Origin of the sequence: Synechococcus sp. OH30 (assembly GCF_047462175.1) — a bacterium.
GTDB lineage: Bacteria > Cyanobacteriota > Cyanobacteriia > Thermostichales > Thermostichaceae > Thermostichus.
In genome coordinates this window covers 134,774-159,654 of the sequence record NZ_JANSIP010000001.1, presented here as the reverse complement: position 1 = coordinate 159,654, position 24,881 = coordinate 134,774, and the positions used below count along the sequence as shown (strand labels likewise).

Here is a 24,881-nt window from a genome sequence, read left to right as displayed (position 1 = left end):
AGAACGCCCTCCTGCGGCCGTGCCAGGGAGGCAGCAGGCAAATGCACCACAAGGATGGGAAGGTTAGGCCGGTTACGGGCGATGATCTCCGGCTCGCGGCCCAGACGGGAGCGGCTGCGGGTTTACCAATGCATCCCCCGGCTGCAGCGCCTTCAACACCTCGGCCACCAGCCCTCCTTGCACCCGTTGGAGCGGCAGATGGGCGTAGCTTGCCGCCACCAGGGCTGGAGAGCGCTCCCGTGGCGGTCGGGTTTGCACCAGGAGAATCTGCAGCGCCGCCTTCAATTCCTCGGCCAGCGTCTGCGCCAGCCCAATCGTCTGCTGCAGGGATCCGGGAGACACTTCCAACTCTGGGGCTGCCAAAAGGATGCGCTGTGTTGTCTCGATGGGGACGGGGAAGCGCGTAATCAGCACCGGGATCCCCACCTGCCGCACCACTGCGTCGATGATGCTGCCAAAGAAATTTTCCGCGTAGGTGGAGTAGCCCTTCCAGCCCAGGATCACCAAGGTTGCCTGCCGTTCCGTTGCCGAGCGAATGATCATCATCCACCCGCCGAATGGCTTCCACTCGAGCAGCGGCGCTGTGGGCCAGTGCCTCTGCAAAGGTCAACAACTGCTCCTGTCGGGCCAGAGCCGCCGGCGAGATCCCAGCGCAGTCAGACAAAACGTGCAGCGGCAGCAGCGTCCCCCCTTCTTTCTTGGCCAGAATCAAAGCCAACCGCAGCAGGTTGCTCTCGGTGTCAGGGTTGGCCACCGGCACCAGGACGCGGGATCCCCAGGCTGGCTGGGGTAGGTTACCAGCTTCTGCCGCCACCTCTGCAGGCTGGAGTCGCTCACCCCAGCGGGCCACGATCCAAGGCGAGGCAATGCAGGTAACCAGGATCATGGCGATGGTGCCGTTCACCGTCAGCTCATCCACCAATTTCACGTTGAAAGCCACCGTGATTGCCGCCAAAGTAGCCGCCGCCTGCGCTACCGACAGGCCGAACATGACCATAGCGCTGGCCAAGCGCCAGCCAAACAGTTGGGCCGGGATCCAAGCCGCCAAAAACTTGCTCACCACCTCCGCGGCAATCGTCACTCCGCCCACCAGCAGCGTGCGTGGCTCGCCCAAGAGAATGCTGGGGTTGATCAGCATCCCCACCGAGATCAAGAAAAACGGTATAAACAACGTGTTGCCGATGAACTGAATCCGGTTCATGAGGGGGCTGAGCTGGGGAATGAGGGGGGTGATGGCCGTCCCAGCCAAAAAGGCGCCCACCACTGGCTCAATGCCAATCAACCCCGCCCCGTAGGCCACCACGAACAAGGTGGCAATCACAAAAGTAAACTCCGCCCCCTCATCGTGGCCAAAGCGCTGGAAAAACCAACCGCCCAGCTGGGGCACCCCCCAGAGGGTGGCAAACGCGTAGAGGGCAATCGAGGGGATGAGCGTCAGCCAGAATTGCAGTGTCAGCTCCCCTTGATGGGCGCGCACCACCACCGCCAGCACCAGCAGCGCCAAGACATTGGTAATCAACGTCGCCCCCAGGGTGGCTGTTACCGCCTGCAGGCGCATCAGGCCCAACTTGGAGACAATCGGCAGGGCAATGAGGGTGTGGGAGGCAAAACACGAGGCCACCAGCACTGCCGCCAGAAAGCCATACCCCAGGGCCAGCATGGCCGCCGTGCCGATCACCATTGGCAACAGAAAGGTGAGCACCCCGAAGACACTGGCCTTGCCGGCGTTGAGCTTCAAATCCTCCAGGCTGGTCTCCAAGCCGGCCATGAACATGAGAAACAACAGCCCCACCGTGCCCAACAAGACGATGGTTCCGTCCCGCTGCAAGATGCCCAAGCCGTAGGGCCCCACCACCAACCCGGCCAGGATCAGGCCGATGATCCCCGGCAGGTGCAGCCGCTCAAACAGCAGCGGGGCCACCAGCATGATCGTCAGGAGGATCAGAAACACCAGCACTGGGTCTTTCACCGGGCCGAGCAGGGCCAGAGGGATCCCTGAAATTGGCAGCCAGTTAGCCATCGTCACTACCCAACAGACAGCAACCCTCCCACTCGGCCAAGCGCCCGCCTGAGTCTATCAGATTCCTCCAGCTTCGAGGTACCTCGAAAACTAGGCCCCATTGTCCAAACAGCAGAGAGAGCTGGAGTCCTAGGAAAAAGACCGAAGGGATCCCCAACAACTAGGGATCCCTCAAATCCGTTTAAAAGAGTCCTACTGGCTTGCTTAGCTGGCCAAGGTGGAGCTAGTCTTCCAGGGGATCCCCTGTCAAGGGATCCCAGAACAGGTAGAGTCAGGCCGCCGCCAGCCGGGCGTTGGCAGCATCCCAGTTCACCAGATGCTCGAGGTAGGCACTGATGTAGTCAGGCCGCCGGTTTTGGTAGTCCAGGTAGTAGGCGTGCTCCCACACATCCAGGGTGAGCAAGGGCACTTGGCCGTGCACCAGGGGATTTTCAGCATTGGGGGTTTTGGTGACCTTGAGAGTGCCGTTGTCCAGCACCAGCCAAGCCCAGCCGCTGCCAAACTGGGTGGCCGCCGCCGTTTTGAAGGCCTCGACAAACTTGTCGTAGCCGCCCAGATCAGCGTTGATCTTGTCGGCAATGGGCCCTGTCGGTGCGCCGCCCCCACCTGGCTTCATGGATTCCCAGAAAAAGGTGTGGTTCCAGACCTGGGCGGCATTGTTGAAGATGCCCACTTTGTCGGGATCCCCAAACGTGGTCTTGATAATTTCTTCTAGGGACTTATTGGCCAGCTCAGTGCCTTCGATCAGCTTGTTTAGGTTGGCCACGTAGGCAGCGTGATGCTTGCCGTGGTGGTAGGAGAAGGTTTCTGCCGACATGTAGGGCTGAAGCGCGTCGGCAGGGTAGGGCAGAGGTGGGAGTTCAAAAGCCATAATCGTCTGTCCTCTGTGTCTTGGGCAAAAAATGCAAGAAAGGACGCCAGGAAGGCCGCGCTACACCCGACAAAGGCGTTACCTTTCTTTGCAGTCTTAGTGTAACTCAGAATCACTACGCTTTGATCCTGCGCCCCAGCGCGGGAGGGGCCCAATAGTCCCTTCCCCCGGCAAGAGCTATGGAACTAACGGGATCCCTGCTGCAGCAGTTCAATCAGCAGGGGGGCGACATCCCGCAGCAGCGGGATTAAAACCGCTGTGATGGCGGCAATGGTAACCACATTGCGGGTGAAGTTGAGGGTGTCACGGCTGAGCTGGAAAAACCGCTCGTCCCAGCGTTTGACCTCAGCTTCCAGACGTTCTTCTGCCCTGGCAATGCGCTCCTCGGCGTTGGCGATGCGCTCCTCAGCTCTGGCAATGCGCTCTTCGGTGCCGGCAATGGTCTGCAGCACCTCTTGGTTTTGCCGAGCCAGCTGGGCAATGGCCTGGGCATTGGCCTCAACGGTGCGCTCGATGCGCGCCAGCCGCTCCTCGCTATTGCTCATGGCTGGGGAGGGGGAAATTGGTCGGGGCTGGGAAAGTCTTCGGGGGGGATCCCTTGCAGGGCCTCGGTCATAAAGCGCTTCCAGGTGGGGGCGACAAAAGCCCCCCCTGCTGTGCCGGGCAGCATGGGAGAGTTGTCATCGTTGCCCATCCAAATGGCAGTGGACAGTTGCGGCACATAGCCAATGAACCAAGCATCGCGGAAATCCGAGGTGGTGCCGGTTTTGCCCGCTACCGGCCTTCCGTCATCCAAGCGAGCTGCTGTCCCAGTGCCCCGGGTCACCACCCCTTTGAGGATCTGGTTGAGAGTGGCCACTGCCCAGGGATCCAACACCCGCTTTGGTTTCGGTCGGGCCTCGAAGAGGATTTGGCCGTTGCGATCCACCACCTGGGCCAAGAGAGTTGGCTCCACCCGGTAGCCGCCATTGGCAAACACCGCATAGCTGGCCGCCATCTCCAGGGGGCTGACGCTGGCCGAGCCCAGGGCCGTGGCCAGGTTGGGGAACATCTCGGCGCTGATGCCCGTGGCCTGGGCCGCTGCAATGACGTTGCGGATCCCAACGTCATCCGCCAGCTTGACGGTGGGCACGTTGCGGGAAAGCTCCAAGGCGCGGGCAAAGGTGAGGGGGCCGTAAAAGGTGTTGTCGTAGTTTTTGGGGCTGTAGGGGGGTGAGCCGGGATAGGTGACGGGAGTGTCGTAGAGGATGCTGTAGGGTGTGTAGCGGCCGGTAGCCAGGGCCGCGTAGTACACGTAGGGCTTGAAGGTGGATCCCGTTTGGCGGAAGGCTTGGGTGGCGCGGTTAAATTGGCCCCGCTGGGCGTTGATGCCGCCCACCAGGGCTTTGACATAGCCGGTACGGGGATCCACCGCCGCTAGGGCCATCTGATTGGCACGGCGAGCGGCGGCAATGCGGGGCCCATCTTCGTTGACAATGCGCTCTGCCAGGCGTTGCAGCCGCAGGTCAATGGTGGCCTGCACCCGCAGTCCTCCCTGGAAAATTGCCTGCTCGCCGTAGCGACGCCGCAGCTCGGCCTCGATGGCGTCGGTGACGGCCGGGGCGTTGCCCTGAAAGGAGGTGATGCGGCCCAAGGTCAGTTTCTGCTCGCGGGCTGCCTGGGCTTCTTCTGGGGTAATCCACTTTAGCTCCACCAGGCGATCCAGCACTAGCCGCTGCCTTCGCTTGGCTCCTTCCAGGTTGCGAAAGGGGCTGAGGATTTCCGGGGCCGGCAGGATCCCGGCCAACATTGCCGCTTCCGCCAAGTTCAGTTCCGCCGCATCTTTGTTGAAGTAGCTGCGGGCTGCCGCCTGGATGCCGTAGAGGTTGTGCCCCCAGTACACCTGGTTGAGGTACATCTCTAGGATCTCGTCTTTGGTGAAGACTTGCTCCAGCCGCACCGCCAGCACAATCTCCGCCACCTTGCGGCTAAGAGTGCGCTCCGGCCTCAAAAACAGGTTCTTCACCAGTTGCATCGTCAGGGTGGACCCGCCCCCGGCAGAACCCAAGCCCCCCTCAACACTGCCCAGAAGGGCCCGACCCAAGCTGACCGGGTTGACGCCGGGGTGGGTGTAGAAGTGGCTATCTTCAATGGCCAGCAGCGCCTTCTTCATCTCCGGCGAGACCTCCTCCAGCGAGATCACCTCCCGGTTGGCTTCCCCGTGCAGGCTGGCTATCGGCTCGCCGTGAATATCAACAATGTGGGTGGTGGCCGCCGGCACGTAGTCCCGCAGTTGGCGCACATCGGGCAAGTTGCGGAAGCTGATGGCCAACCCCACCAAACCGGCAGCTGTTGCCGTAGAGCCCAAAAGCAGGGATCCCAGCAACAGGTTGCCCACCGTGCCGGCGACCTGGGCCATCCAAGAGAGGTGGGTGGGCGGGACCTCGTCAGTGTACTCGTCGTAGTCCAGGCGGGGAAAGCGGCGCCTAGGAAGGTGCCGCGGCGCCCGCAGGGGTCTGCGACTGTAGGTCACGTCAAAAACTCCGTTACTTCAGGGCTGCGGGGAACCCTAAGCCTGACCCATTATAGGGCGGCGCTTCTTGGGCCAGCAGGGGATCCCTTCCACCTCTAGGCAAGGCAGAGCCGACGGGGCGGATGGGATTAAAATGGCTCATGTTGCCTCTCAATCCAGGAATGGAGCCTACTCCTATCTCTTCGGCGCTAGAGGATCCCTGTATTGCCGGGATTGTCCAGCGGGGGGTGGCCGAGATCTTTCCGGGGGGAGCGGCAGCCCTGGCGGAGCGCTTGGCCAAAACGGATCGCCCTTTGCGGGTAAAGCTGGGCATCGATCCCACGCGGCCAGATCTGCACCTGGGCCATGCGGTGGTCTTGCGCAAGTTGCGCCAATTCCAGGATGCCGGCCATGTGGCCATCTTGCTGATTGGGGATTTTACGGCGCTGGTGGGAGATCCCACTGGCCAGTCGGAGACGCGTCCCCGCCTGAGCCCAGAAGAAGTGGAGGAAAATGCCCGCACCTATTTGGAGCAAGCTGCCAAGATTTTGGACTTTGAGACCCCTGGCCGGCTGGAGGTGCGCCGCAACAGCGAGTGGCTGGCCCGCCTCACCCTGAGCGAGCTAATCGAGCTGCAGGCCCAGATGACAGTGGGGCAGATGTTGGCCAAAGAAGACTTTGCCCAGCGCTATCGCTCGGGAACACCCATCTACCTGCACGAATTCCTCTACCCCCTCCTCCAGGGCTATGACTCGGTAGCTCTCAAAGCTGACGTGGAGCTGGGGGGAACCGACCAGCGCTTTAACCTCCTGGTTGGCCGGGAGCTGCAGCTTTGGAAGGGCCAAACACCGCAGCTTTGCCTGACGGTGCCGCTTTTGGAGGGCTTGGATGGCTATCAGAAAATGTCCAAGTCCAAAAACAACTACGTCGGCCTGACCGAGGATCCCCTCACCATGTACTCCAAGCTGGAGAAGGTGCCGGATCACCTGGTGGAGCGGTATTTTGAGTTGCTCACCGCGGTGCCCCTCTCAGAGCTGCCGGCGGATCCCCGCCAGCGCCAGATCCTCTTGGCCAAGACCTTGGTGGCCCAGTTGCACTCTCCTGAAGCGGCAGAAGCGGCGCAGCGCACCGCCCAAGCGCTGGTGTTGCAAGGCAATCTTGTCGAGGCAGGATCCATCCCCACCTTTGCCCTCGAGGGATTGTCCTATCCGGTGAAGCTCAGCTACCTCCTGCGCGAGTCCGGCCTGTGCAAGAGCGCCGCCGAGGCCCGTCGGCAAATTCAAGGAGGCGCCGTGCGGCTGGATGGGCAAAAAGTGGAAGATCCCGACCTGGAGTTTACCAGCGCTTCTGAACTGGCCGGGCGAGTTCTCCAGGTGGGCAAGAAGGCCTTCCGCCGCCTGGTGGTGGGCCCAGAGTAGTCAGCTTCCAACCCCTCTCCCTTGATGGGACCGGGAAGGGGGGATCAACCATTAACGGGTGGGGGTGGGCTTGAAGCCGAGCCCCCCTTTTTTCTGCTTGGTCTTGGCTGGGGGATTGGACGGGGGGAAAGCCAACACAGTTTGCGGGAAAACGGGCTCCGCCTTGGGCCGGATCGATCTCGCCTCCGCCACAACCTCAGCGAGCTTCTGCCGCACCAGCTCTTGGGTCTCCAAGATATTGGGATCCGCCGCCCATTCCGGGGCTTCCCTGACCGGATCGTCTTCGGAAGTAAATTCCAAGTCGTAAACCTCGTTGCGGTAATCGGGGCTGAAGCACTCCCAGGCGCGCAAACTGTAGAAGTAGGGGAATAACCGCACTATGCGCTCGATATCTAGGTGGGCTGCAAAGCAACAAAAGGCCTCTTCTTCAGAGACCGGAAACGGCGCGTAGTGCTCGGAAACAAACCACTGCAAAAACTTGCGCGCCTCCGGAACAACCTGCTCTGGGGCCATGGATCCCAGCACCGCTACGTTGAAGCAGTTGACCAAAAGGTGCTCCAGGAGCACGGCGTTGTACTCGGCAAAGCAGGTTTGCTCGCGGCTTTCTACCGGCTGCCAGGGCATGTTGCCGTTGGCGGCAATAAACAGATGCACCAAGTCATGCGAGGGATTGGTTTGAATGGCGCCGTGCCCCTCCAGCTTGGCCCCGTCACAACTAAAGATTTGGTACTGCGGGCTCCAGTAGAACTTCAGTTGCTTGGCCGCCATGTCCGACCGTCCTCCTCACCCAGAGGGATCCCTCTAGAGCTTACACCCCCAGGCGGGCTACAGGCACCTCTGTAGGGACAATCCTCGTCACCCCTGCCCTGCCCCAAATTTCCTAGCCAAGGTTAAAGGAGAGCAATTAGCTTGCAGAAACGTCGTCGATAGAAGCAATCGACCCGAAAACAAGCTTATAGTGTACTTTCTTGTACACTTGGGTTCCTTTCTCCGCGATGCTCCTGAGTTCTTCTCATGGTAGGTTTACGCTGCTGTCCTCAAGCTTGTCTGTGTTATCGGCTATATTCTTCAGGTTTCAACAATGCAGCTTAGCAGACCCCAAAACCGAGAAACTGGCTGGGCAATTGTCTTGATCCTGCTGGGGATCTCCATAACCGGCTGTGGCTCTTCCAGTAGCACAGGGATCGACCCTGCTTCTTTGGGATCCCAAACGCGCTTGACCTTCAACGGGGCTCTGACGCGCAGTTTCAGCACCACCCAGGGGGAGATGGAGTTCAACATTGCCCTCTTGCAAGCAGGGGATCCGCCTCAGCCGGTCACCCAGCTTTCTCCTGCCCAGGTCAGCTTGCAAGTTAACCGCGTAACCGATCTGCAAGGGATCCCGCAGTCAGCCACAGTAACTCTAAGCCCCACCCGCATCGAGAACCCTCGAGCTGAGCTGGCCCGTCAGCCTTTGCTCATGGCCATCCTCATGGACAGCTCCGGCATGGATCCCCAGTCCCGTCGCTTCTTAGCTGTTTTTGGGCTTTTGGATCAATTTCGCACCACACCCTTGGATCTGTGAGGCCGTCGTTCCCAGGTAGGAGGGGGACGCAGCCGGTCCCTGGCCGTTTGACCTTTGCATTCTTCTTGCAGCAACGCTTGCCGCCAGCAACGGTAGAATGCCAGGCTGAGAGCAAAAGCAGTGTCGGCAACAGGTGAGGATATGGCGCAGCGTGCCCAGCAGGGATCCCCAGTTGGAGGCAAGACCGATCGGTGGGAGTGGGGGAGAAAATCGCTCCGGCTTGTCTTAGCTGCGGTGTTGCTGTGGGTGGTTTGGCTGGGTGGGATCCCGGCCCTGGCGCTGCCGCAAGGGGATGCTATTAGGGATCCGCGTACTCTCTTGCGGCGGGCGCTGCCCATCCAAGACAGCCGGATCTGGGAAATCGATGAGGCCATCACCAAAATTGAGAGCGACTTGAAGTACAACCGCTGGTCGGCGGTGCGGGGAGATGTGCGCCAGGTGGAGCGGCTCCTGGATCGCTATGCGGAGCCGCTACTGGCCAGCTTGCCCCCTGAGCGAGTAAACAGTGCCTCTGAACAACTGGCTGCTCTGCGGCAGGAGTTGCAACTCATTAGCCAGGCCACGGAGCGCAAATCCAAGGGCAAGGAAGAGGCCCGCGCCGCCTACGACCGCCTCACAGACGAGCTGGGATCCCTGGAAAACCACTGGGTGGGGGCTTTTCCCTACGCGATCCCTGCCGAATACGCTGACAAGCCGCAGCTCCTGGGCCGGGCAGAAGTGGAGCTGAACACCACCGCTGGGCGGATGGTGATCACCCTCGATGGCTACAGTGCTCCAATAACTGCCGGCAACTTCGCCGACTTGGTGCAGCGGGGCTTCTACGACGGCCTGACCTTTGACCGGGTGGAGAAATTCTTCCTTGTGCAAGCGGGGGATCCCCCTGGCCCTGCCGACGGCTATGTGGATCCGGCCACTGGCAAAGTTCGCACCATCCCCATGGAGATTCGGGCCAAAGGCGAGGTCATGCCCCGCTACGGTCAAACTTTTGATCAACTGGGCCTGTGGGATGTGGAGCCGGCCCTGCCCTTTTCTGCTGAAGGAACGGTGGCCATGGCCCGCTATCCTGATGATCCCAACAGCGCTTCTTCTCAGTTCTTCATTTTCATGGCCGAGCCAGATCTTACCCCCGCTGGCCTTAACCTCATGGATGGCCGCTACGCCGTGTTTGGGTATGTTACCGAGGGCATCGAAGTGCTGCGCAAAATTAGGCTGGGGGATCGGATCTTAAGCGCCCGCCTCATCTCAGGTCAAGAAAACCTTAAAAATAGTCCTTCCCTAAGTTCTTGATTTGCCAGAAACTGAGACTTTTTCTCCTTGCCAAGAGCTACGACCTTGGAAATAGATAGTAGAGTGTAAATTGTCAGCATCTTAGTTACTCTATCAAAAGTACAGCCTGTTAAGGAATCAAGGGGTACAGTAGCAACACTTAGCAAACCAACTTCGGAAGCAGGATGGATTGATCAGGAGTAAAGAAGTCTGCACTCTCCGATCCATGCTCTACTTCCCAGCTCTGGAAAACTGCCGAATAAAGTGCTTCAACGCCGATCCCATCATCTCAATAGGATTCACTTCCGGTGCATACACAGGCAAGTGTAGGATTCGCTCTCCTGTTCCCCTAATCAGTTCCTCAACTTCCCGACTCCTATGAATAGTGAAGTTGTCCATAATCCCAACCTTCCTAGCGTCTAACTTCGGACATAACTCGCTTCTCAAAAACTCCAAAAAATCCCCTTTCTTCATCCCAACCTTGATGACGCGACAGCCAACTACCCCTCTCACGGAAATAGCTCCAATAACAGGATGCTTCTCCCCCTTGTATCTCTGAGACCGCTTAAACTCCGAGCTACTCCCCGTTCTATTCTCTCCCACTGTCTGGTCAAGAGCAATCAAATCCTCCGCTGGAATATCTCTGACTTCTTGACTATAAGCTAGTCGTTCTCTTTGCCCCTCCTCGCTTTTTCAAGAAGTTGTGTATCGTGAAAGTACTTACATCAATCCCTAAGCGCTCCCGCAAAAGTTCTTGATATTTCCACAGGTAGAAGTCGGGGTGTTCTGCAATGATTGCCATAACTTCCTGTCGATGCCGTTCCAAAATACCCACTCGCTTGGTGCCTACTTTCTTGGGGGTTAAGTCCTGAGTTTGTTGGTACTGTCATACCCAGCGGTGTGCTGTTCTCTTGGTTACCATAAACCGTTCGGCTACCTGGCGGATAGAGGTCTTACCTGCCTGATAAGCTGCTACAACTCTTTGCCGTAGATCCTAAAGAACGGGTTGGCATCTCTTTCTCTCCTTCCTCTTGAAACCTGTACCCCATTTAAATTAACAGGCTGTAGCTGTTTTTCCCCTCCCTCTCCCCCTCTCCCTGAGCAGCGTGCCATTGCCCAGGTGCTGCAGAGGCTGTAGCGGGCGAAGGAGGTGAAGGATGGCGTCATCGCCGCGCTCAAGGAGCTGAAGAAAAGCCTGATGTAGCACCTCTTCACCTATGGCGCCGTCCCCGTTGGAGCGAAAAATTTTTTGCCCCAACGGGAAACTGAAATCGGTCCGATCCCTGCACGCTGGCGGGTGGTGAGGCTGGGGGAGGTGGTGAAGAAGACCAGACAAATTGATCTTCACAAAAAGCCGGATTGGTCATTCAGGTATGTAGATGTTTCAAGCATTGATAACGAATCACTTCGCATTACATCGCATCAAAACTTCACGGGGAAAGAAGCACCGAGCCGAGCGCGCAAACAAATCAGTGCTGGAGATGTGCTATTTGCCACTGTCAGGCCATATCTCAGACGGATTGCTATAGTTCCGTCTGAGTTAGACGGCCATATTTGCTCTACTGCATTTTGTGTACTTCGGTGGCTGAGCATCAAAGAGGGTCAAGTTACCCCGCCGTCACTGACTAGGATGTGCTACGAGAAGTTATCTCCCTTCCCCCACTCGCCGAGCAGCGCGAGATCGCCCGCATCCTGCAGGCTGTGGATGCCAAGATCACCGCTGAGCAGGCGCGCTGGGCGGCGCTGGAGGAGCTGTTCAAGACCTTGCTGCATCAATTGATGACCGGCAAAATCTGCGTCCGTAGGGTCATCCCCACAACCGTTGGTTCCGCTGAATCTGCCGCAACGGAGGATTGACTCATGCCATATGACCCCAACCGCCATCATCGCCGATCCATCCGCCTGAAGGGGTACGATTACACCCAACCCGGTGCGTATTTCATCACCATCGTCACCTATGAACGTATGCCGTTGTTTGGTGACATCGTGAATGGCGAAATGCAGTTGAATGCGATCGGCCGCGTTGCTGAACGATGCTGGCTGGACATTCCCTCCCATTTTCCTCATGTTGCATTGGATGCATTCGTCATCATGCCCAATCACGTTCATGGGATTTTGTGGATTGTCGAATCGCCGCCAGAAACGCCGGAAATGGTAGGGTAGGGGCGAAAAATTTTTTGCCCCTACCCCCACCATCGTCGCCACCATCGTCCACCGAAGGCCCCCGTGGCACATCCAAAACGATAGGGTCCGTCATCCGCGGATTCAAAATCGGCGTCACCAAATGGGTGCGGCAAAACACGGACATCTACATCGTCTGGCAACGCAATTATTACGAACACATCATCCGCCACGAACGCGCCTTGAACGCCATCCGCCAATACATCATCGAAAACCCCCGACGCTGGCAAATGGATCGGGAAAATCAGGCCCGCACCGCTCCTGATCCGCTGGCGCAGGCTATCTGGAACATGCTCAAACAGGAAGAGGCGGATCATCCCCCTGGAGGTGAACGATGACTCTGGCATCCGAACGTCATACCGTACAAAACCCGCTCATCCGCTACGCCAAAGAGGCCGGCTGGATCTATCTACCGCCTGATGAGGCCCTGCGCCTGCGTCACGGGCCTGAGCAGCCGTTCTTGCGGGATGTGCTGATCGCCCAGTTACAGCGCCTCAACCCCGGCGTGGTCACCACCGTGGAACAGGCCAACGAGGTCATTGCCCGCCTGATGCGCCTCCGCCCGGACATCGAGGGCAATCGCGAAGCCTGGGAATACCTCAAAGGGCTGAAGACGGTCTTCGTCCAGGCCGAGCGCCGCGAGCGCAACCTGCGCCTGCTCGATCCCGAGCACCTGGAAGCCAACACCTTTCACGTCACCGATGAGTTTCGCTTCCACAGCGGCCCGCACAAAATCCGCGCCGATGTGGTGTTTCTCGTCAACGGTATTCCGGTCATCCTGGTCGAGACCAAGGCCGCCACCCGCATCGAGGGCATCGCCGAAGCCTTCGATCAGGTGGGCCGCTACCACGCCGAGGCGCCCGACCTGCTGGTGCAAACGCAACTTTTCGCCCTCACCCACCTGGTGAATTTCTTCTATGGCGCGACGTGGAAGTTGGGGCAAAAGATTTTTTGCCCCGACAACTGGACTTTGAAACGCTGGTCAAATCCTTCGTCGCCCTGCGCCGCGTCCTGCGCGTGCTGACCGATTACATCCTCTTTTCCCGAAAGGATGGGGAACTTTCCAAGGTCGTCCTGCGCCCGCATCAGATGCGCGCCGTAGAGCGCTGCCTGTCGCGTGCCCGCGATCCGCTGAAACGCCGCGGCTTGATCTGGCACACACAAGGCTCCGGCAAGACCTACACCATGCTCACCTTGGCTCGCCTGCTGCTAGAAACGCCCGCCTTTCAGAATCCCACCGTGCTGCTGATCATAGACCGCAACGAACTGCAAAGCCAGCTCTTCCAGAACCTGGAAGCAGTAGGCTTTGGCAAGGTACACCTGGCGCTTTCTAAACGGCACCTGCGCGATCTGCTCCAAGCCGACACGCGCGGCCTCATCGTCTCGATGATCCACAAATTCGACGAGATGCCGGCAGACCTGAATACTCGCACCAACATTTTCGTGCTGGTGGATGAGGCTCATCGCACCACCGGCGGGGATCTCGGCAATTACCTGATGGGCGCATTGCCCAATGCCACCTTCATCGGGTTTACCGGCACGCTCATTGACCGTACTGCCCACGGACGTGGCACCTTCAAGACCTTCGGCGCCGATGACCCGCAGGGGTACCTCGATAAATACTCTATCCGGGAATCGATTGAAGATGGCACCACCGTCCCCCTGCACTACCAACTGGCGCCCAGCGACCTGATCGCCGATCGCGAGGCGATGGAAAAGGACTTCTGGGCGGCGGCGGAGCTGGAGGGCGTGGCTGACGTGGAAGAACTCAACCGCGTGCTGGACCGCGCCGTCACCCTGACCAATATGCTCAAGAATCGCGAGCGGGTGGATAAAATCGCCCGCTTCGTCGCCGAGCATTTCCAGAAATACGTCAAACCGATGGGCTACAAGGCCTTCCTCGTGGCGGTGGACCGCGAGGCCTGTTGCTTCTACAAAGAGGCCCTCGACCGCTACCTACCATCCGAAGCCAGCGCCGTGGTCATCAGTGCCGCGCACAACGATCCGCCGCATCTCAAGCGCTACCACCTGAGTGATGAGGAAGAGGCACGCATCCGCAAAGCCTTCCGCAAGCTGGGTGAGAACCCACAGATCCTCATCGTCACCGAAAAACTGCTCACCGGCTACGATGCGCCCATCCTCTACTGCATGTATCTGGATAAGCCGATGCGCGACCACGTGCTGCTGCAGGCGATTGCCCGCGTCAACCGTCCCTACGAGAGCGAGGAGGGGCAACGCAAGACGACCGGCCTGATCGTGGACTTCGTCGGCGTCTTTGAGAACCTGGAGCGGGCGCTGGCCTTCGACTCACAGGATGTCAGCGGCGTGGTCGAGGGGTTGGAGGTCCTACAGGCGCGCTTCGCTCAATTGATGGCGCAGGGTCGAGCCGAGTACCTGCCGCTCACGGCTGAAAAAGCTGAAGACAAGGCTGCCGAGGCTGCGCTGGAGCATTTCCGCGACAAGCAACGCCGTCAAGCCTTCTATTCCTTCTTTCGCGAAGTGCAGGAGATCTACGAAATTCTCTCTCCTGATCCCTTCCTGCGCCCCTTCCTCGAGGATTATGGGCGGTTGGTGGAGATGTACCGCCTGGTGCGCAGCGCCTACGAGCCGCACGTGCCGGTGGACAAATCCTTCCTGCGCAAGACGGCCGAGATCGTCCAGCAACATACGCTGACCTCCCAGATTCGCGAGCCGCAGACCCCCTACGAAATCGGACCGGCGGCGCTGCTGGCCTTGCTCCACGAGGACAAGCCCGATACGGTCAAGGTCTTCAACCTGCTCAAGGAACTCCACCGCATCGTCGCCGAACAGGGGAAGACGGCCCCTCATCTCATCCCCATCGGCGAACGGGCTGAAGGGATCCGCCGCCGCTTCGAGGAGCGCCTGATCTCCGCCCAGGAAGCGCTGCAAGACCTGGACGAGATCGTGCGTCAACTGCAAACTGCCCAAGAGGAGCGTCGCTCTAGCCGGCTTTCACCCCAAGCCTTTGCCGTGGAGTGGTGGCTACGCACTCAGGGTATTGAACCGGAAAGGGCCGCCCAAACCGCCGCCTCGCTGGAAGAAGCCTTTGCCGGTTTCCCGAACTGGGCCATCAGCATAGACGATGAGCGCGAACTGCGCACTCGGCTTTACAAAGCCCTGCTTGCTCTGGACGTCAAAGAGGTCGTTGCCTGGGCGGATCGCATCCTGGACCTGTTGCGGAGGGCTGCCGAATGAAAAAGACAACGACTTCAGACTGGATGCCGCTAGAAGAGTCTGTGCCGGTTGACCTGTTCAAAGCCGAGGTCCAGGCCTGGGCACAACGGTTGGAAGTAACCCCACGCGAAATCCACCTGCGCCCGATGAAGCGCAAATGGGCCAGTTGCTCCTCCCGCGGCCGTCTCACCTTCGACATCGAGCTGCTACGTCAACCGGCTGCCTTCCGTCGGGAGGTCATCGTTCATGAGCTGCTGCACCTCAAGGTTCCTAACCACGGGCCGCTCTTCAAAGCTTTGCTCAAGGCTTATCTCGAATCTCCCAGCGAGCTTTAGCCGCACCTTTCCCGGCCGCAACCCCTGTTTTGTCTGGACTAGCATTGGATCGGGGCTTGATTTGGCAAATCATGAGGTCCTTAGGAATCTACCAGGAGTGGCGGGCAGAAGCTCTGCGGGAGGGGTTGGAAGCAGGGCGCAAAGAAGGCCTGCAACTGGGCTTACAGCAGGGTTTGCAACACGGGGAAGCAACCCTGGTTTTGCAGCTTTTGCGGCGGAAGCTGGGATCCCTTGACCCGGCCTTGGAAAACAAGATTTGGGCCTTGCCGCCGTCGCAGCTGGAGGCGCTGGGGGAAGCTTTGTTGGATTTCCACAGCGTGGAGGACTTGACCGCCTGGCTGGCCCGTCGCTAGGGAAGGAGTAGCGATGCTGCAAGTTGAGGCCTTGGCCGAACAGGCGCAAAGCTGTGCCAAACGTTTGGGGATCCCCCAGTTTGATCTCTACGGAGCCGAAGTGGACGAGACCAGCGTGCAGGTGGAGCAGGGGGAGCCCCGTCAGGTAAAAGCCTCTCACCGCTGCAGTGTGACGGTGCGGGCCTGGAACGACCAGGGCCAGGTGGGGGTGACTTCCACCACTGCTGTGGACGAGGCAGGGCTGGAACTGGCTCTGCAGACGGCCTTGGAAGCCAGCCACTTCGGCGTGCGGGAACACGCACCCCAATTGAGTCCAGAAGCGAAGCTGCCCATTCTCCAGCCCTGTAACGACAAAAGGCCGCTGGCGCTGGCCAGCGAGCTTCTAGAGCAACTGCTGGCCGCCGAGAAGGCTTTACTGGGATCCCATCCCGCCATCCAGGGGGTACCCTACAACGGCCTGGCCCAGCGGCAGATCGACCGCTTTTACCTCAACAGCGACCAAGCCCTGCGGCAGGAGGGCCACACCCTGGCCTCGGTCTTTCTCTACGGCAAGGCAGAACAAGAGGGTCGCAAACCCCGCAGCGCCGGCGCTGTGCGGGTGGCCCGCAGTCTAGAGGAGTTGGATATCCAGGGCTGCGTCAAGGAAGCGGCCGAGAAACTCATCAGCCACCTGGAGTACGAGCGGATCCCTTCGGGGAAATACACAGTGGTTTTTTCTGGGGAAGCTTTTTTAAGCCTCTTGGGCGCTTTCTCCAATCTCTTCAACGCCCAGAACATCCTGGACAACCAAAGCCTGTCCACTCCTGACTCACTGGGCAAGCAGATTGCCTCGCCGCTGCTCTCGGTGTGTGATGACGCCTTGCACCCTACCAACGTGAGCGCAATTAGCTTTGACGGCGAAGGCACCCCCACCCGCCGCGTTCCCCTCATCACCAATGGAGTTCTGACCCACTTTTTGCACAGCGCTGGCACCGCCAAACGCCTGGGGGCTCAGCCCACGGGACATGCCAATATCGGCGCCAAGGTGACGGTGGCGGCCCACTACTACCACGTCTTTGCCGGGGCTCCGCCAGAGAGCACCTACGACCTGGCCACGGCTGAGAATGTGGTCTGGATTGACGAGCTGCAGGCTCTCCATGCCGGAGTCAAGCCTCTGCAGGGATCCTTTTCCCTGCCCTTTCAGGGCTGGTGGGTGCGCCAGGGAGAGCGCATCAGTATTGAGGCGGCAACGGTAGCGGGGGATTTTCTAGAACTCTTGCAGTCGATTTTCTACGTCGAGCCGGAGCCCCAAATCACCCCTGCTGGTCTGTGTCCCCGCATTTGGGTAGCCGATCTCTCCATCACCGGGCAGTAGCACCATGAAACTCACCCGCATCGACCTCAACAGTTGGCTAATCCATACCCAGACCCAGACTTTTCTGCTGGATCCGTGGCTGGTGGATCCCTTGGTGTTCTTTGGCCTGCCCTGGTTCATCCGCCTGGAGCACCGCCAGGTGCCGCCCTTCACACCGGAAACCCTGCCCAAACTCGACGCCATCCTCCTCAGCCAGGGCCAGCCGGATCACTGCCACCCCCCCACCCTGCAGCGGCTGAACCGGCAGATCCCGGTTTTCGCTTCTCCAACAGCCGCCGGCGTGGCAAGGAGCCTTGGCTTTAAGAGGGTGCAGGCCCTAGATCCCTGGCAGTCAGTGCAGTGGGGAGATCTGCGCATCACAGCGGTTCCGGGAGCACCCCTAGGGCCGGTGCGGGAGCTGGGCTTTTTGCTGGAAGAGCTGCCGACCCAGACGCGGCTTTACTACGAGCCCCACCTCTCCCAAGCGGATATCCGCCCGCGGCTGCAGCAGGAGTTTGCCCCCATCCACACCCTGCTGATCCCGGTGGTGGGGCAGATCTTTCCCCTCTTGGGCGAGGTGATCATGGGGCCGGAGCGGGCCCTGCAGGTGGTGGCCGCCCTGCGCCCACAGCAGGTGATTCCCACCGCTATGGGAGAGGTAGATTACCACGGCTGGTTTGCCGCCCAGATCCGCCCTCTGGGGAGCCTAGAGGAGTTCCGGGAAAAGCTGGGATCCCTGAACGCCGCCACCGGCCAATCCATCCGGCTGTGCTGTCCTGCCCCGGGGGAAACGGTATCCCTTCCTGCTGAGGTCAGAGCATGAGCCACCCTTCTCAGTCCAGCCTTGACCTGGTGGCCATCCTGCGGGCCGATTACGCCCGCTTTCCTCGGGATCAAACCTACTCCCTCTACGATCCCCAGGTCTATTTCCGGGATCCCCTCAACGAGTTTCGCGGCCTGGATCGCTACCGGGCCATGATTGCTAGCCTAGAGCGCTGGCTGCAGGATATCCATCTTGAGCTGCACGACATTCAACAGGTCGGCAGCCACATCCGCAGCGAGTGGACGCTGAGGGGATCCCTGTCCTTTTTGCCCTGGCGCCCCCGCCTGTGCATCCCCGGCTGGACAGAGATGCGGCTTAACCCCGCAGGTCTTATCGAATCCCACATTGACTACTGGCGCTGCTCCCGCTGGCAGGTGCTGCTGCAGGCTTTGGGAGTAGCCTAGCTCTTTCCTTTGCTAGAATTAAAAAGCTCGCTTTTCGGCGCTGCTGAAAAGTGGCTGCGTAGGTGCGCTGGAGAGATGGCCGAGTGGTCGAAGGCGCAGCACTGGAAATGCTGTGTGGGGCAACTCACCGTGGGTTCGAATCCCACTCTCTCCGTCCTAGAACCTTTCGCCAGCTGCTGAAGTTTGCGGAAGCTCTGGTTCTATGACTTTGCAGCTTGCTAGCTCCGCTTTTGCCCCCTCAGAACCCATCCCCTCCCGCTACACGTGTGAAGGAGAAGACCTTTCTCCCCCCTTGACTTGGTCGGGGGCACCTGTAGGAACCCAAAGCTTTGCCCTAATCATGGATGATCCTGACGCGCCCAGAGGCACCTTTGTCCACTGGGTGGTCTACAACTTGCCCGCCAGTGTCACGAGTCTGCCAGAAGGGATCCGCTCCGACAGCGACCTGCCCCAGGGGGCCGTCCACGGGCAAAACAGTTGGGGACGCAATAGCTATGGCGGCCCTTGCCCTCCCAGCGGTACCCACCGCTACTTCTTCACCCTCTACGCCCTGGACAGTCAACTGGCCTTAGCACCAGGGGCCACCAAAGAGGCCCTGCTACAGGCCATGGAAGGCCACATCCTCGCCCAGGCGCAACTGATGGGCACCTATCAGAAAAAGGGAAGCTCTCCTGCGCAGGTTAAGTAGGTAGCCTCCCCAGCCTAAGGCCAGGTTCTACAGCGAGGAGATCCCACAGCTCTTCCCTCCACACCCCAGGGCCAGCCACTGCTTTCCTACCCAAGACGGGGATCCCCAGCTGGGCCTGCAACTGCCAGACCAAGGGGGGTTCTTCTAGGGAGGAGCCGGATGCGGATTCCAGCAACACCCATCCCAGACAGTGAGTCTTGGCTTGGTGAAGCAAGGCCGCAAAAGCAGCTCCCTGGCTAAGGGCCGCTTCCTCAGGCAGCGTCAGAAGTACCTTGAACCCCCAGGCAGCAGCTAGGTCGGCCCAGGTTTGGCTGGGCCCTATCGGATCGGCTAGGGTGCCAGGTACTACCAGCAGGGGATCCCTTTCCCCTTCCCAGGCAGCAATCTGTTGCCAGAGGGCCTTGAGCTGTGCTTCAGAAGGGCTGGGATCCACGCGGAGCAGCCCCCAGGGACGGGGGACCGCCTCTTGCCAGGCTTCTGCCACTGCCGCTGCTGCTGGGATTCCAGGCCAGGTGTCGGCTACCATCACTCTCATGGTTCTCCGGTCTCGGCTTCCCAGAGGTTCAGAAACTCGGGTTGCACCTCGAAGCCAAACACTAAGGCCATGTCCCGCAGCATCGAGACAGATCCCAGTTTCTGCTGCTTAAACCAGCGCATTAGCACGAAAATCTTCTGATAGACGAAGATCTCCAGTGCTTCGGGGTTATAGACGATCCCTTCGCGGGGGTTGAATTGGTGGGGTACCAGCATGGCAGCGTAGCGAGCCAGCTCACCGCTGCGCCAGTCAAGAAAGTAGGGCATCCAGGGGTAAACCGTATCCCAGCGGATAAACCACAGGCGCACTTCCGGGATCTCCGAGAGCTCGCGCGGATCGTCGGGGCTGCGCGGCCAATCAATGGAACATTGCACCTGCTGAGCGGAGCGAACGGGATCCGCCATCAAGGTTTTCACCAACTCATGGCCCGGCGTTAAATCCAGGGTTTGAATGGCTTTGGCGGGCAGGTAGAAGGTAATCGGCACGACGACAAGCAATCGCTTTAACCCAGTCTCGATCTAGGCGAGGGCTTCCGCAAGGGAGAAACCCTATCCGCGGATACCATCAACCCATTGCAGCTTATCTCAGCTCTGGGCTATTCACCCCTGCCAGCGGGATCCCCAGCTGGGTGAGATCAAGAACAAAGCCAGCCGTAACCAAAAGCACTTGCTCCGCCAGCGGGGCCAGCTTCTGGGTGAGCTCCCCCATCCGATCCCGAAACCGCCGCCCCAGCGGATAGGCAGGCACCACCCCCCAGCCCACTTCTTCGGAGACCAAGATGACCTTCCCCGCACAGGTCTGCAAGGCAGTTAGGAACGCTTGCACCAAGGGATCCCACTCCTCAGGGGAACACTCCAGGCCCTGCGCCACCCAGCCCCCCAGCGAATCCACCAGGGCACAACAGGGCTGGGGCAGCTTCTGCAGTTCGGAGCCCAGGTCTGGCTTGGTTTCCCAGGTTTGCCAGGTGGGAGGACGCCGTTGCCGGTGCTGCTGAACCCGCTCCGCCCACTCCGGGTCGGCCTCAGGGTCGGGCTTGGGCCCGGTGGCCAGGTAGATGACCGGCAGGGCAGAAGCCGCGGCTAGGTTCTCCGCCAGCCGACTCTTGCCACAGCGGGCAGGACCACAGATAAGTACAATCGACATTAGGCATTGGGATGGAAGTCAATCGTTAGATTAGCTCAGTATTGGGTAGCCTCTACTGCCTCCAGCTTCGTTCAAAGTGTAAGACTTGAAGACTCCTGCGCGGAGTTGGGGCACACTCTACTTAGGCTTACGTTTGACCTTAGCAAGCCCCGATCCAGGGAACTGAGGTTCTATGCCTATCCGCATTCAACACAGCCCACAACTAGAGGAGAAAACATACTTTGCCTATAGAGGCTTAGAGCCGTTTCCCTTGGTTAATATTGGCTCTCTCAGCTATGGATGTGAGTTCTTCGTTCATTGGATTAGGAGAACCTTCGCAGGTAAAGATTGGCCGCTGTAGCTCAATTGCACAAGGGGTACATTTTTTGCAGGCTACGAGCACCACACTGACTGGGCTACTACCTATCCTTTCACTCACCTACCCGAGTGCTGGAGTGAGCTGCGCGTCTTGGAAGGTCACCCTTTGACTCGCGGAGATATTCTGGTTGGACACGATGTTTGGATCGGCCATGGCGCCATAATTCGCTCAGGAGTGACGATTGGAAACGGAGCGGTTGTTGGAATGGCTGCAGTGGTGACAAGGGATCTCCCGCCCTAGGCAATTGTTGCCGGTGTGCCCGCCAAAGTAGTTCGCTACCGCTTCTCACCCGAGGTAATCGAACAGCTCAGCCAGCTTGCCTGGTGGGATTGGCCTCTTGCAGCAATACGTCAAGCAGCACCTCTTCTTTGTCGCCCCCTGGATCAAGAAACTCTGGCGGCACTAACTGAGTTTAAGCAAAAGCTTCTAGATCCGTAAGTTTGGAGTTAGGATGAGGTTCAATTCAATTAGGGGTAGGTTTACAAGTCCCGATTCAGAACGCAGACATGATGGATCTTAAACCGGCATCTTCCCCTGCCCAAAATACTTCCTCAGCCGCCTCGCAAACCTTTCCTCCCCTTTGGCTAAGCCTGGCGCTGGGGATCTCCACTGCTCCTGTTTTGTTGGGATTGGTCTTGGCAGATCGCGCCGCCAAGTGGCTGGGATCCCTGAGCTGGGAGGATCCAAGCTGGTGGTTAGGAGAACGGCTGCCCAACCTTGATAGCACCGCTCTCCGCGGCCAGCTGCAGGAGCACCCAGATTCTGGGCCAGGGGCGTAGCTTGCCGATGGCTTGCGTACCATAGTAGAACAAGTCCCTAGCAGGAGCGAGCATTCTTTGCGCAGGTTGCTCAGGCGGGTGCGAGAGTTCACCTCCAGCTTCTTGGGAGAGGTGGGGTGGGTGGGGGCCCTTTTCTTTACGGCAGTGGTGAGCGGCTGCTTGGGTTATCTCTTCGGCCAACGCGCTCTCTCGGGGGTCTCCTCTCCTGTTACCAAAACCAGCCAGGTTTCCTCCGCCGGGATCGTTCGCGATCCCCGTACCGTGCCCCTTCTCAGTGAGGCCGAGGTAATTGCGGCAGCGAAAGCCTTTCTTCAGCCACCCCCCACTCCCACTCCGCTTTCCACACCCCCACCCGCAGTCGTTGTCTTTCCCACCCCCACTCCTCTCCGTCCCCTGTCTCCCGAATTGGCATTGGCCCCCTCTCCCTCCCCTACCCTGCAGCCTGCCTCCCCCTCTCCGCCACCAGCGCGCCCCTCGCCACCCCCTAGGTCTACACCCTCTCCCCCACCCCCACAGGTGGCCCCTAGTGGGCAGGTTGCCATGCAGGTGCTCTCTGTGCGACGCGAGGGAGGGCAGGTGGTTTTGAACGTTGCCGTGCAAAACAATTCGCCGGAAGCAGTGCGCTTTCTCTACAGCTTCCTGAACGTTACTGACGACAACGGCCGGTCGATCAACGCTCTCACCCAGGGCTTGCCCGGGGAGCTGCCTCCCAACAGCCCCGTTTTCCAGGGAACCATCCGCATCCCCGCCTCCAGCTTAGCCGGCTCCCGCTCCTTGTCCCTAAGCCTGGCGGATTATCCCAGCCGCCGTTACCAAGTTGGGGTTAGCGGAATCCCGGTGCCGCCGTAGCCCTGCCTAGAGATTGTTGCCACAACAACGCCAAGCGGAGTTGACAAGCAGTGCCTAGCCCAGCCTTTGAGCGCCCTGAGCAGATTCGCGAGCTCTTCGACCGCATTGCCCCCCACTACGATGCCCTCAACCAAACCCTGAGCCTGGGCCTCCATCGGGTTTGGAAGCGCATGGCCGTGCGCTGGTCGGGCGCCGGTCCGGGCGGGCACGTGTTGGATCTCTGCTGTGGCACTGGCGATCTGGCCCTGCAACTGGCCCGGAGGGTGGGACGAAGCGGACAAGTAGTGGGACTGGATTTCTCCCCCGCCATGCTGGCCATTGCCCAGCGCCGTGCCCAGCAATTGCTCCCCGGCTACTCCCTAGAGTGGGTCTTGGGCAATGCGCTGGCCTTGCCTTTTGCCAACCACCGCTTTGATGCCATTACGATGGGCTATGGCCTGCGCAACGTAACCGATATCCCTCAGGCTCTGCGGGAGATTTACCGGGTGCTCAAACCTGGCTGTCGCGCCGCCATTTTGGATTTCCATCGCCCCGCTGGGATTCCTTTCCTTGAGAGCTTTCAGCGCTGGTACCTCACCACCCACGTTGTTGCCCAGGCCAAAGCCTTTGGATTGGCATCCGAATATGCCTATATCGCTCCCAGCTTGGATCGCTTTCCCGGCGGAGAACAACAGCGGCAAATGGCCTTGCAGCTGGGCTTTTCTGCTGCCAAGTTCTACCCCCTAGCCGGTGGCATGATGGGAGTGCTCCTGGTTGTTCGCTAGGGACTCACCTTTCTCCCAACACCCTAGCGCTAAGGAGAACCTTGCCGCCAAGGTCTGGGGGGACGGCGGCAGCCGTAATCAGCACTTCTTGGACAGGAGCATCCTTGGAAGGCGTTTGTAGCGGGCGCAACGCAACAATGGCGGTGCCCTGGCCATCTACCTGAAAGCTGCCGCCATAGAGCATCTCCTCGGTGTCCAGCTTGAGCCAAAGGTGGTAGCGCTCCCCTGCAGGCAAGGGAGGCAGATCCCTTGCCGCCAAAACCACCTCCTGCCACTCCCCCGGGCGAAACAGCAAGTTAGCCGACCCTGCCTCCCCCTGCAAGGTAATCAGGCGGGATCCCGGCTGTTGGAACAACTGGGCCAGCGCCTGCACCGCTTCTAGGGGAGCTGGCTGCAGGGTCTGCCGCAGCCGCCAGTTATCGAAAACCAGCAACAACAAAGTTACCGCCGCTAAGCCCCTCAGCCACCGCCCCTCAAGCTGGAGGCGACCAAGGCCCAGAGAGGGCAAGGCTGGGGGTGGGGGGATGGGTGGGGTGCCTGTCTCTGCCATGACCTGGCTGCGCAAACTGGCTGAAGGGATCACCCCCGGCAGCCCATAGGGCAACAAATGCAGAGCTTCCTGGAGGGCTTGTAATTCTGCCAATAGCTGCGGCTCTTGAGCTAAGCGCACCTCCAGGGCACTTGCCTGCTCAGGGGGCAAGAGCCCCAGCAGGTAATCGGCCAGGACTGCCTCTTCCAGCTCAGCGGGAAGAGGAAAAAGGGGGGAGGAGGCAGAAGACATGGCTATCCCAACAACCCTGCGGCAGGGCTCAAAACTTTACTGGCCAAGCAGGGGGCGCAGGGATCGTCGCAACTTGCAAAGGGCTTGGCGAGAGCGAGCTTGGACTGTGGCCAGCGGGATCCCCAGCTCTTGAGCGATATCCTCTGCGCTTAACCCTCGATAGTAGAGTAACTCCAGTAGCTGGCGCTGGCTTTCCGAAAGCTGACTGAGAGCCTCCTGAACTGGCTGCCGCCGCTCCTCCACAGAAAGCTGCTCAAAGGGGGCTGGAGATCTGCTGCTGGCAATGAGCAGGGGCTGCCAGGGCTTCCAGGGGCGCCGCTGGCTGCCTTGAGAGCGCAGCCGCTCAAGAGCCTGCGCTCGGGTCAACCTACACAAAAGACTGTTGATGGATCCCTGCTTGGGATCGTGGCTGGGCTTTCGCCAGAGGGTGGCGAACACTTCTTGCGTCAGATCCTCGGCCTCAGTTACACAGCCTAGGATCTGGAGGGCCAAACCATAGACCAAGCTGGCATAGCGATCATAGAGGGCGGCCAGAGCAGCAGGCTGCCCTGCTTTGAGGGCTTCCATCAGCTCCAAATCAGTGCAGGCTGGCCAATTCCTCACCTGCTTGCACCAAGGGGATAGGGCTCTCCGCTGCTTAACCATGCTGGACCCTACCCAGAACGCCAGAGGAGACAGATCCATAGTAGCTGCCCCACCGTCCCCCTCCCCCGCAAGAGCGCCAGCCTGC

The 24,881-nt window shown here is 59.6% G+C and carries 28 protein-coding genes, 1 tRNA gene and 2 pseudogenes; 19 read left to right on the top strand and 12 right to left on the bottom strand.

Annotated elements, in window-relative coordinates:
• Nucleotides 1-72: 72 nt before the first annotated feature.
• The 5 genes and pseudogenes from NW830_RS00860 to NW830_RS00840 form a co-directional block, all read right to left on the bottom strand.
• Complete coding sequence (locus NW830_RS00860) at nucleotides 73-543, bottom strand: universal stress protein (protein WP_414404550.1); 471 nt, start codon at nucleotides 541-543, stop codon at nucleotides 73-75.
• 370 nt (nucleotides 544-913) lie between these two features.
• A pseudogene (locus NW830_RS00855) lies at nucleotides 914-1,927 on the bottom strand (cation:proton antiporter); the annotation flags it as partial.
• 364 nt (nucleotides 1,928-2,291) lie between these two features.
• On the bottom strand, nucleotides 2,292-2,891 hold the full coding sequence (locus NW830_RS00850) for a superoxide dismutase (protein ID WP_414359777.1): 600 nt from the start codon (nucleotides 2,889-2,891) through the stop codon (nucleotides 2,292-2,294).
• A 185-nt stretch (nucleotides 2,892-3,076) separates the two neighbouring features.
• A complete protein-coding gene (locus NW830_RS00845) occupies nucleotides 3,077-3,436 on the bottom strand; it encodes a hypothetical protein (RefSeq protein ID WP_414359780.1) in 360 nt (119 codons plus the stop codon).
• Entirely contained in the window at nucleotides 3,433-5,403 is a 1,971-nt protein-coding gene (locus NW830_RS00840; protein ID WP_414359782.1) for a transglycosylase domain-containing protein, read from the bottom strand. The genes NW830_RS00845 and NW830_RS00840 overlap by 4 nt, the downstream gene beginning before the upstream one ends.
• A 161-nt stretch (nucleotides 5,404-5,564) precedes the next feature.
• Between NW830_RS00840 and tyrS the strand changes: the two genes are divergently transcribed.
• Entirely contained in the window at nucleotides 5,565-6,800 is a 1,236-nt protein-coding gene (gene tyrS / locus NW830_RS00835; RefSeq protein WP_414360075.1) for a tyrosine--tRNA ligase, read from the top strand.
• A gap of 51 nt (nucleotides 6,801-6,851) precedes the next feature.
• Here the strand turns inward: tyrS and NW830_RS00830 are convergent, their stop codons facing one another.
• Nucleotides 6,852-7,568 (bottom strand): hypothetical protein, encoded by a 717-nt coding sequence (locus NW830_RS00830; RefSeq protein WP_414359784.1) that lies wholly within the window; start codon nucleotides 7,566-7,568, stop codon nucleotides 6,852-6,854.
• Between the two features lie 313 nt (nucleotides 7,569-7,881).
• Here NW830_RS00830 and NW830_RS00825 point away from each other — a divergent pair, with 313 nt between their 5' ends.
• Both NW830_RS00825 and NW830_RS00820 read left to right on the top strand, forming a co-directional pair.
• Entirely contained in the window at nucleotides 7,882-8,364 is a 483-nt protein-coding gene (locus NW830_RS00825) for a hypothetical protein (protein WP_414359785.1), read from the top strand.
• A 141-nt stretch (nucleotides 8,365-8,505) separates the two neighbouring features.
• The gene (locus NW830_RS00820; protein WP_414359787.1) at nucleotides 8,506-9,651 is read left to right on the top strand and encodes a peptidylprolyl isomerase; all 1,146 of its coding nucleotides are present in this window, start codon (nucleotides 8,506-8,508) and stop codon (nucleotides 9,649-9,651) included.
• A 117-nt stretch (nucleotides 9,652-9,768) separates the two neighbouring features.
• On the opposite strand, the pseudogene NW830_RS00815 reads toward NW830_RS00820, so the two are convergent.
• Nucleotides 9,769-10,643, bottom strand: a pseudogene (locus tag NW830_RS00815) (transposase).
• A gap of 619 nt (nucleotides 10,644-11,262) precedes the next feature.
• Between NW830_RS00815 and NW830_RS00810 the strand changes: the two are divergent.
• The 12 genes from NW830_RS00810 to NW830_RS00755 all read left to right on the top strand — a co-directional run bounded on the left by NW830_RS00810 (nucleotide 11,263) and on the right by NW830_RS00755 (nucleotide 18,942).
• Complete coding sequence (locus NW830_RS00810; protein WP_414359788.1) at nucleotides 11,263-11,487, top strand: restriction endonuclease subunit S; 225 nt, start codon at nucleotides 11,263-11,265, stop codon at nucleotides 11,485-11,487.
• 3 nt (nucleotides 11,488-11,490) lie between these two features.
• Nucleotides 11,491-11,793 carry a transposase gene (locus tag NW830_RS00805; protein ID WP_414359790.1) on the top strand — a complete coding sequence of 101 codons (303 nt, stop codon included), beginning with the start codon at nucleotides 11,491-11,493 and terminating at the stop codon, nucleotides 11,791-11,793.
• A gap of 125 nt (nucleotides 11,794-11,918) precedes the next feature.
• Entirely contained in the window at nucleotides 11,919-12,149 is a 231-nt protein-coding gene (locus tag NW830_RS00800; protein ID WP_414359793.1) for a hypothetical protein, read from the top strand.
• On the top strand, nucleotides 12,146-12,835 hold the full coding sequence (locus NW830_RS00795; protein WP_414359794.1) for a type I restriction endonuclease: 690 nt from the start codon (nucleotides 12,146-12,148) through the stop codon (nucleotides 12,833-12,835). Before NW830_RS00800 ends, NW830_RS00795 begins: the two co-directional genes overlap by 4 nt.
• A complete protein-coding gene (locus tag NW830_RS00790; RefSeq protein WP_414359795.1) occupies nucleotides 12,763-15,027 on the top strand; it encodes a type I restriction endonuclease subunit R in 2,265 nt (754 codons plus the stop codon). Before NW830_RS00795 ends, NW830_RS00790 begins: the two co-directional genes overlap by 73 nt.
• Entirely contained in the window at nucleotides 15,024-15,341 is a 318-nt protein-coding gene (locus tag NW830_RS00785; protein ID WP_414359797.1) for a M48 family metallopeptidase, read from the top strand. Before NW830_RS00790 ends, NW830_RS00785 begins: the two co-directional genes overlap by 4 nt.
• A gap of 71 nt (nucleotides 15,342-15,412) precedes the next feature.
• Nucleotides 15,413-15,694, top strand: a complete 282-nt coding sequence (locus NW830_RS00780) for a DUF4351 domain-containing protein (RefSeq protein WP_414359799.1) — start codon at nucleotides 15,413-15,415, stop codon at nucleotides 15,692-15,694.
• Nucleotides 15,695-15,707: 13 nt separating this feature from the next.
• Complete coding sequence (locus NW830_RS00775) at nucleotides 15,708-17,048, top strand: TldD/PmbA family protein (protein WP_414359802.1); 1,341 nt, start codon at nucleotides 15,708-15,710, stop codon at nucleotides 17,046-17,048.
• A gap of 4 nt (nucleotides 17,049-17,052) precedes the next feature.
• Nucleotides 17,053-17,850 carry an MBL fold metallo-hydrolase gene (locus tag NW830_RS00770; protein ID WP_414359805.1) on the top strand — a complete coding sequence of 266 codons (798 nt, stop codon included), beginning with the start codon at nucleotides 17,053-17,055 and terminating at the stop codon, nucleotides 17,848-17,850.
• Complete coding sequence (locus NW830_RS00765; protein ID WP_414359808.1) at nucleotides 17,847-18,254, top strand: DUF2358 domain-containing protein; 408 nt, start codon at nucleotides 17,847-17,849, stop codon at nucleotides 18,252-18,254. Before NW830_RS00770 ends, NW830_RS00765 begins: the two co-directional genes overlap by 4 nt.
• Before the next feature lie 69 nt (nucleotides 18,255-18,323).
• Nucleotides 18,324-18,408, top strand: a tRNA-Ser gene (locus NW830_RS00760).
• A gap of 48 nt (nucleotides 18,409-18,456) precedes the next feature.
• A complete protein-coding gene (locus tag NW830_RS00755) occupies nucleotides 18,457-18,942 on the top strand; it encodes a YbhB/YbcL family Raf kinase inhibitor-like protein (RefSeq protein WP_414359810.1) in 486 nt (161 codons plus the stop codon).
• Here the strand turns inward: NW830_RS00755 and NW830_RS00750 are convergent.
• The 3 genes from NW830_RS00750 to cobU all read right to left on the bottom strand — a co-directional run bounded on the left by NW830_RS00750 (nucleotide 18,935) and on the right by cobU (nucleotide 20,620).
• Entirely contained in the window at nucleotides 18,935-19,477 is a 543-nt protein-coding gene (locus NW830_RS00750) for a hypothetical protein (RefSeq protein WP_414359812.1), read from the bottom strand. The two genes, NW830_RS00755 and NW830_RS00750, sit on opposite strands and share 8 nt — an antisense overlap.
• Nucleotides 19,474-19,974: a CRR6 family NdhI maturation factor gene (locus NW830_RS00745; protein ID WP_414359814.1), complete on the bottom strand. Its 501-nt coding sequence runs from the start codon at nucleotides 19,972-19,974 to the stop codon at nucleotides 19,474-19,476. Before NW830_RS00745 ends, NW830_RS00750 begins: the two co-directional genes overlap by 4 nt.
• An 82-nt stretch (nucleotides 19,975-20,056) precedes the next feature.
• Entirely contained in the window at nucleotides 20,057-20,620 is a 564-nt protein-coding gene (gene cobU, locus NW830_RS00740) for a bifunctional adenosylcobinamide kinase/adenosylcobinamide-phosphate guanylyltransferase (protein WP_414359817.1), read from the bottom strand.
• A gap of 448 nt (nucleotides 20,621-21,068) precedes the next feature.
• Between cobU and NW830_RS00735 the strand changes: the two genes are divergently transcribed.
• The 4 genes from NW830_RS00735 (at nucleotide 21,069) to ubiE (ending at nucleotide 23,370) form a co-directional block, all read left to right on the top strand.
• The gene (locus NW830_RS00735; RefSeq protein ID WP_414404514.1) at nucleotides 21,069-21,218 is read left to right on the top strand and encodes a hypothetical protein; all 150 of its coding nucleotides are present in this window, start codon (nucleotides 21,069-21,071) and stop codon (nucleotides 21,216-21,218) included.
• 266 nt (nucleotides 21,219-21,484) lie between these two features.
• Nucleotides 21,485-21,757 (top strand): hypothetical protein, encoded by a 273-nt coding sequence (locus tag NW830_RS00730; RefSeq protein WP_414359823.1) that lies wholly within the window; start codon nucleotides 21,485-21,487, stop codon nucleotides 21,755-21,757.
• A gap of 57 nt (nucleotides 21,758-21,814) precedes the next feature.
• Nucleotides 21,815-22,606, top strand: a complete 792-nt coding sequence (locus tag NW830_RS00725; protein ID WP_414359824.1) for a hypothetical protein — start codon at nucleotides 21,815-21,817, stop codon at nucleotides 22,604-22,606.
• Between the two features lie 50 nt (nucleotides 22,607-22,656).
• Nucleotides 22,657-23,370, top strand: coding sequence for a bifunctional demethylmenaquinone methyltransferase/2-methoxy-6-polyprenyl-1,4-benzoquinol methylase UbiE (gene ubiE, locus NW830_RS00720; protein WP_414359826.1), 714 nt, complete (start codon nucleotides 22,657-22,659; stop codon nucleotides 23,368-23,370).
• Between the two features lie 4 nt (nucleotides 23,371-23,374).
• On the opposite strand, the gene NW830_RS00715 is transcribed toward ubiE, so the two are convergent.
• A complete protein-coding gene (locus NW830_RS00715; RefSeq protein ID WP_414359828.1) occupies nucleotides 23,375-24,151 on the bottom strand; it encodes an anti-sigma factor domain-containing protein in 777 nt (258 codons plus the stop codon).
• A gap of 36 nt (nucleotides 24,152-24,187) precedes the next feature.
• Nucleotides 24,188-24,796, bottom strand: a complete 609-nt coding sequence (locus NW830_RS00710; RefSeq protein ID WP_414360078.1) for a sigma-70 family RNA polymerase sigma factor — start codon at nucleotides 24,794-24,796, stop codon at nucleotides 24,188-24,190.
• Nucleotides 24,797-24,881: the final 85 nt, after the last annotated feature.

What these genes read in the sequence shown, in the direction of transcription:
- NW830_RS00860 (WP_414404550.1), bottom strand. Translation starts at nt 543, where the DNA reads ATGATCATTCGCTCGGCAACGGAACGGCAGGCAACCTTGGTGATCCTG.
- NW830_RS00850 (WP_414359777.1), bottom strand. Translation starts at nt 2,891, where the DNA reads ATGGCTTTTGAACTCCCACCTCTGCCCTACCCTGCCGACGCGCTTCAG.
- NW830_RS00845 (WP_414359780.1), bottom strand. Translation starts at nt 3,436, where the DNA reads ATGAGCAATAGCGAGGAGCGGCTGGCGCGCATCGAGCGCACCGTTGAG.
- tyrS (WP_414360075.1), top strand. Translation starts at nt 5,565, where the DNA reads ATGGAGCCTACTCCTATCTCTTCGGCGCTAGAGGATCCCTGTATTGCC.
- NW830_RS00830 (WP_414359784.1), bottom strand. Translation starts at nt 7,568, where the DNA reads ATGGCGGCCAAGCAACTGAAGTTCTACTGGAGCCCGCAGTACCAAATC.
- NW830_RS00825 (WP_414359785.1), top strand. Translation starts at nt 7,882, where the DNA reads ATGCAGCTTAGCAGACCCCAAAACCGAGAAACTGGCTGGGCAATTGTC.
- NW830_RS00820 (WP_414359787.1), top strand. Translation starts at nt 8,506, where the DNA reads ATGGCGCAGCGTGCCCAGCAGGGATCCCCAGTTGGAGGCAAGACCGAT.
- NW830_RS00805 (WP_414359790.1), top strand. Translation starts at nt 11,491, where the DNA reads ATGCCATATGACCCCAACCGCCATCATCGCCGATCCATCCGCCTGAAG.
- NW830_RS00795 (WP_414359794.1), top strand. Translation starts at nt 12,146, where the DNA reads ATGACTCTGGCATCCGAACGTCATACCGTACAAAACCCGCTCATCCGC.
- NW830_RS00785 (WP_414359797.1), top strand. Translation starts at nt 15,024, where the DNA reads ATGAAAAAGACAACGACTTCAGACTGGATGCCGCTAGAAGAGTCTGTG.
- NW830_RS00780 (WP_414359799.1), top strand. Translation starts at nt 15,413, where the DNA reads ATGAGGTCCTTAGGAATCTACCAGGAGTGGCGGGCAGAAGCTCTGCGG.
- NW830_RS00775 (WP_414359802.1), top strand. Translation starts at nt 15,708, where the DNA reads ATGCTGCAAGTTGAGGCCTTGGCCGAACAGGCGCAAAGCTGTGCCAAA.
- NW830_RS00770 (WP_414359805.1), top strand. Translation starts at nt 17,053, where the DNA reads ATGAAACTCACCCGCATCGACCTCAACAGTTGGCTAATCCATACCCAG.
- NW830_RS00765 (WP_414359808.1), top strand. Translation starts at nt 17,847, where the DNA reads ATGAGCCACCCTTCTCAGTCCAGCCTTGACCTGGTGGCCATCCTGCGG.
- NW830_RS00755 (WP_414359810.1), top strand. Translation starts at nt 18,457, where the DNA reads ATGACTTTGCAGCTTGCTAGCTCCGCTTTTGCCCCCTCAGAACCCATC.
- NW830_RS00750 (WP_414359812.1), bottom strand. Translation starts at nt 19,477, where the DNA reads ATGAGAGTGATGGTAGCCGACACCTGGCCTGGAATCCCAGCAGCAGCG.
- cobU (WP_414359817.1), bottom strand. Translation starts at nt 20,620, where the DNA reads ATGTCGATTGTACTTATCTGTGGTCCTGCCCGCTGTGGCAAGAGTCGG.
- NW830_RS00730 (WP_414359823.1), top strand. Translation starts at nt 21,485, where the DNA reads ATGATGGATCTTAAACCGGCATCTTCCCCTGCCCAAAATACTTCCTCA.
- NW830_RS00715 (WP_414359828.1), bottom strand. Translation starts at nt 24,151, where the DNA reads ATGTCTTCTGCCTCCTCCCCCCTTTTTCCTCTTCCCGCTGAGCTGGAA.
- NW830_RS00710 (WP_414360078.1), bottom strand. Translation starts at nt 24,796, where the DNA reads ATGGTTAAGCAGCGGAGAGCCCTATCCCCTTGGTGCAAGCAGGTGAGG.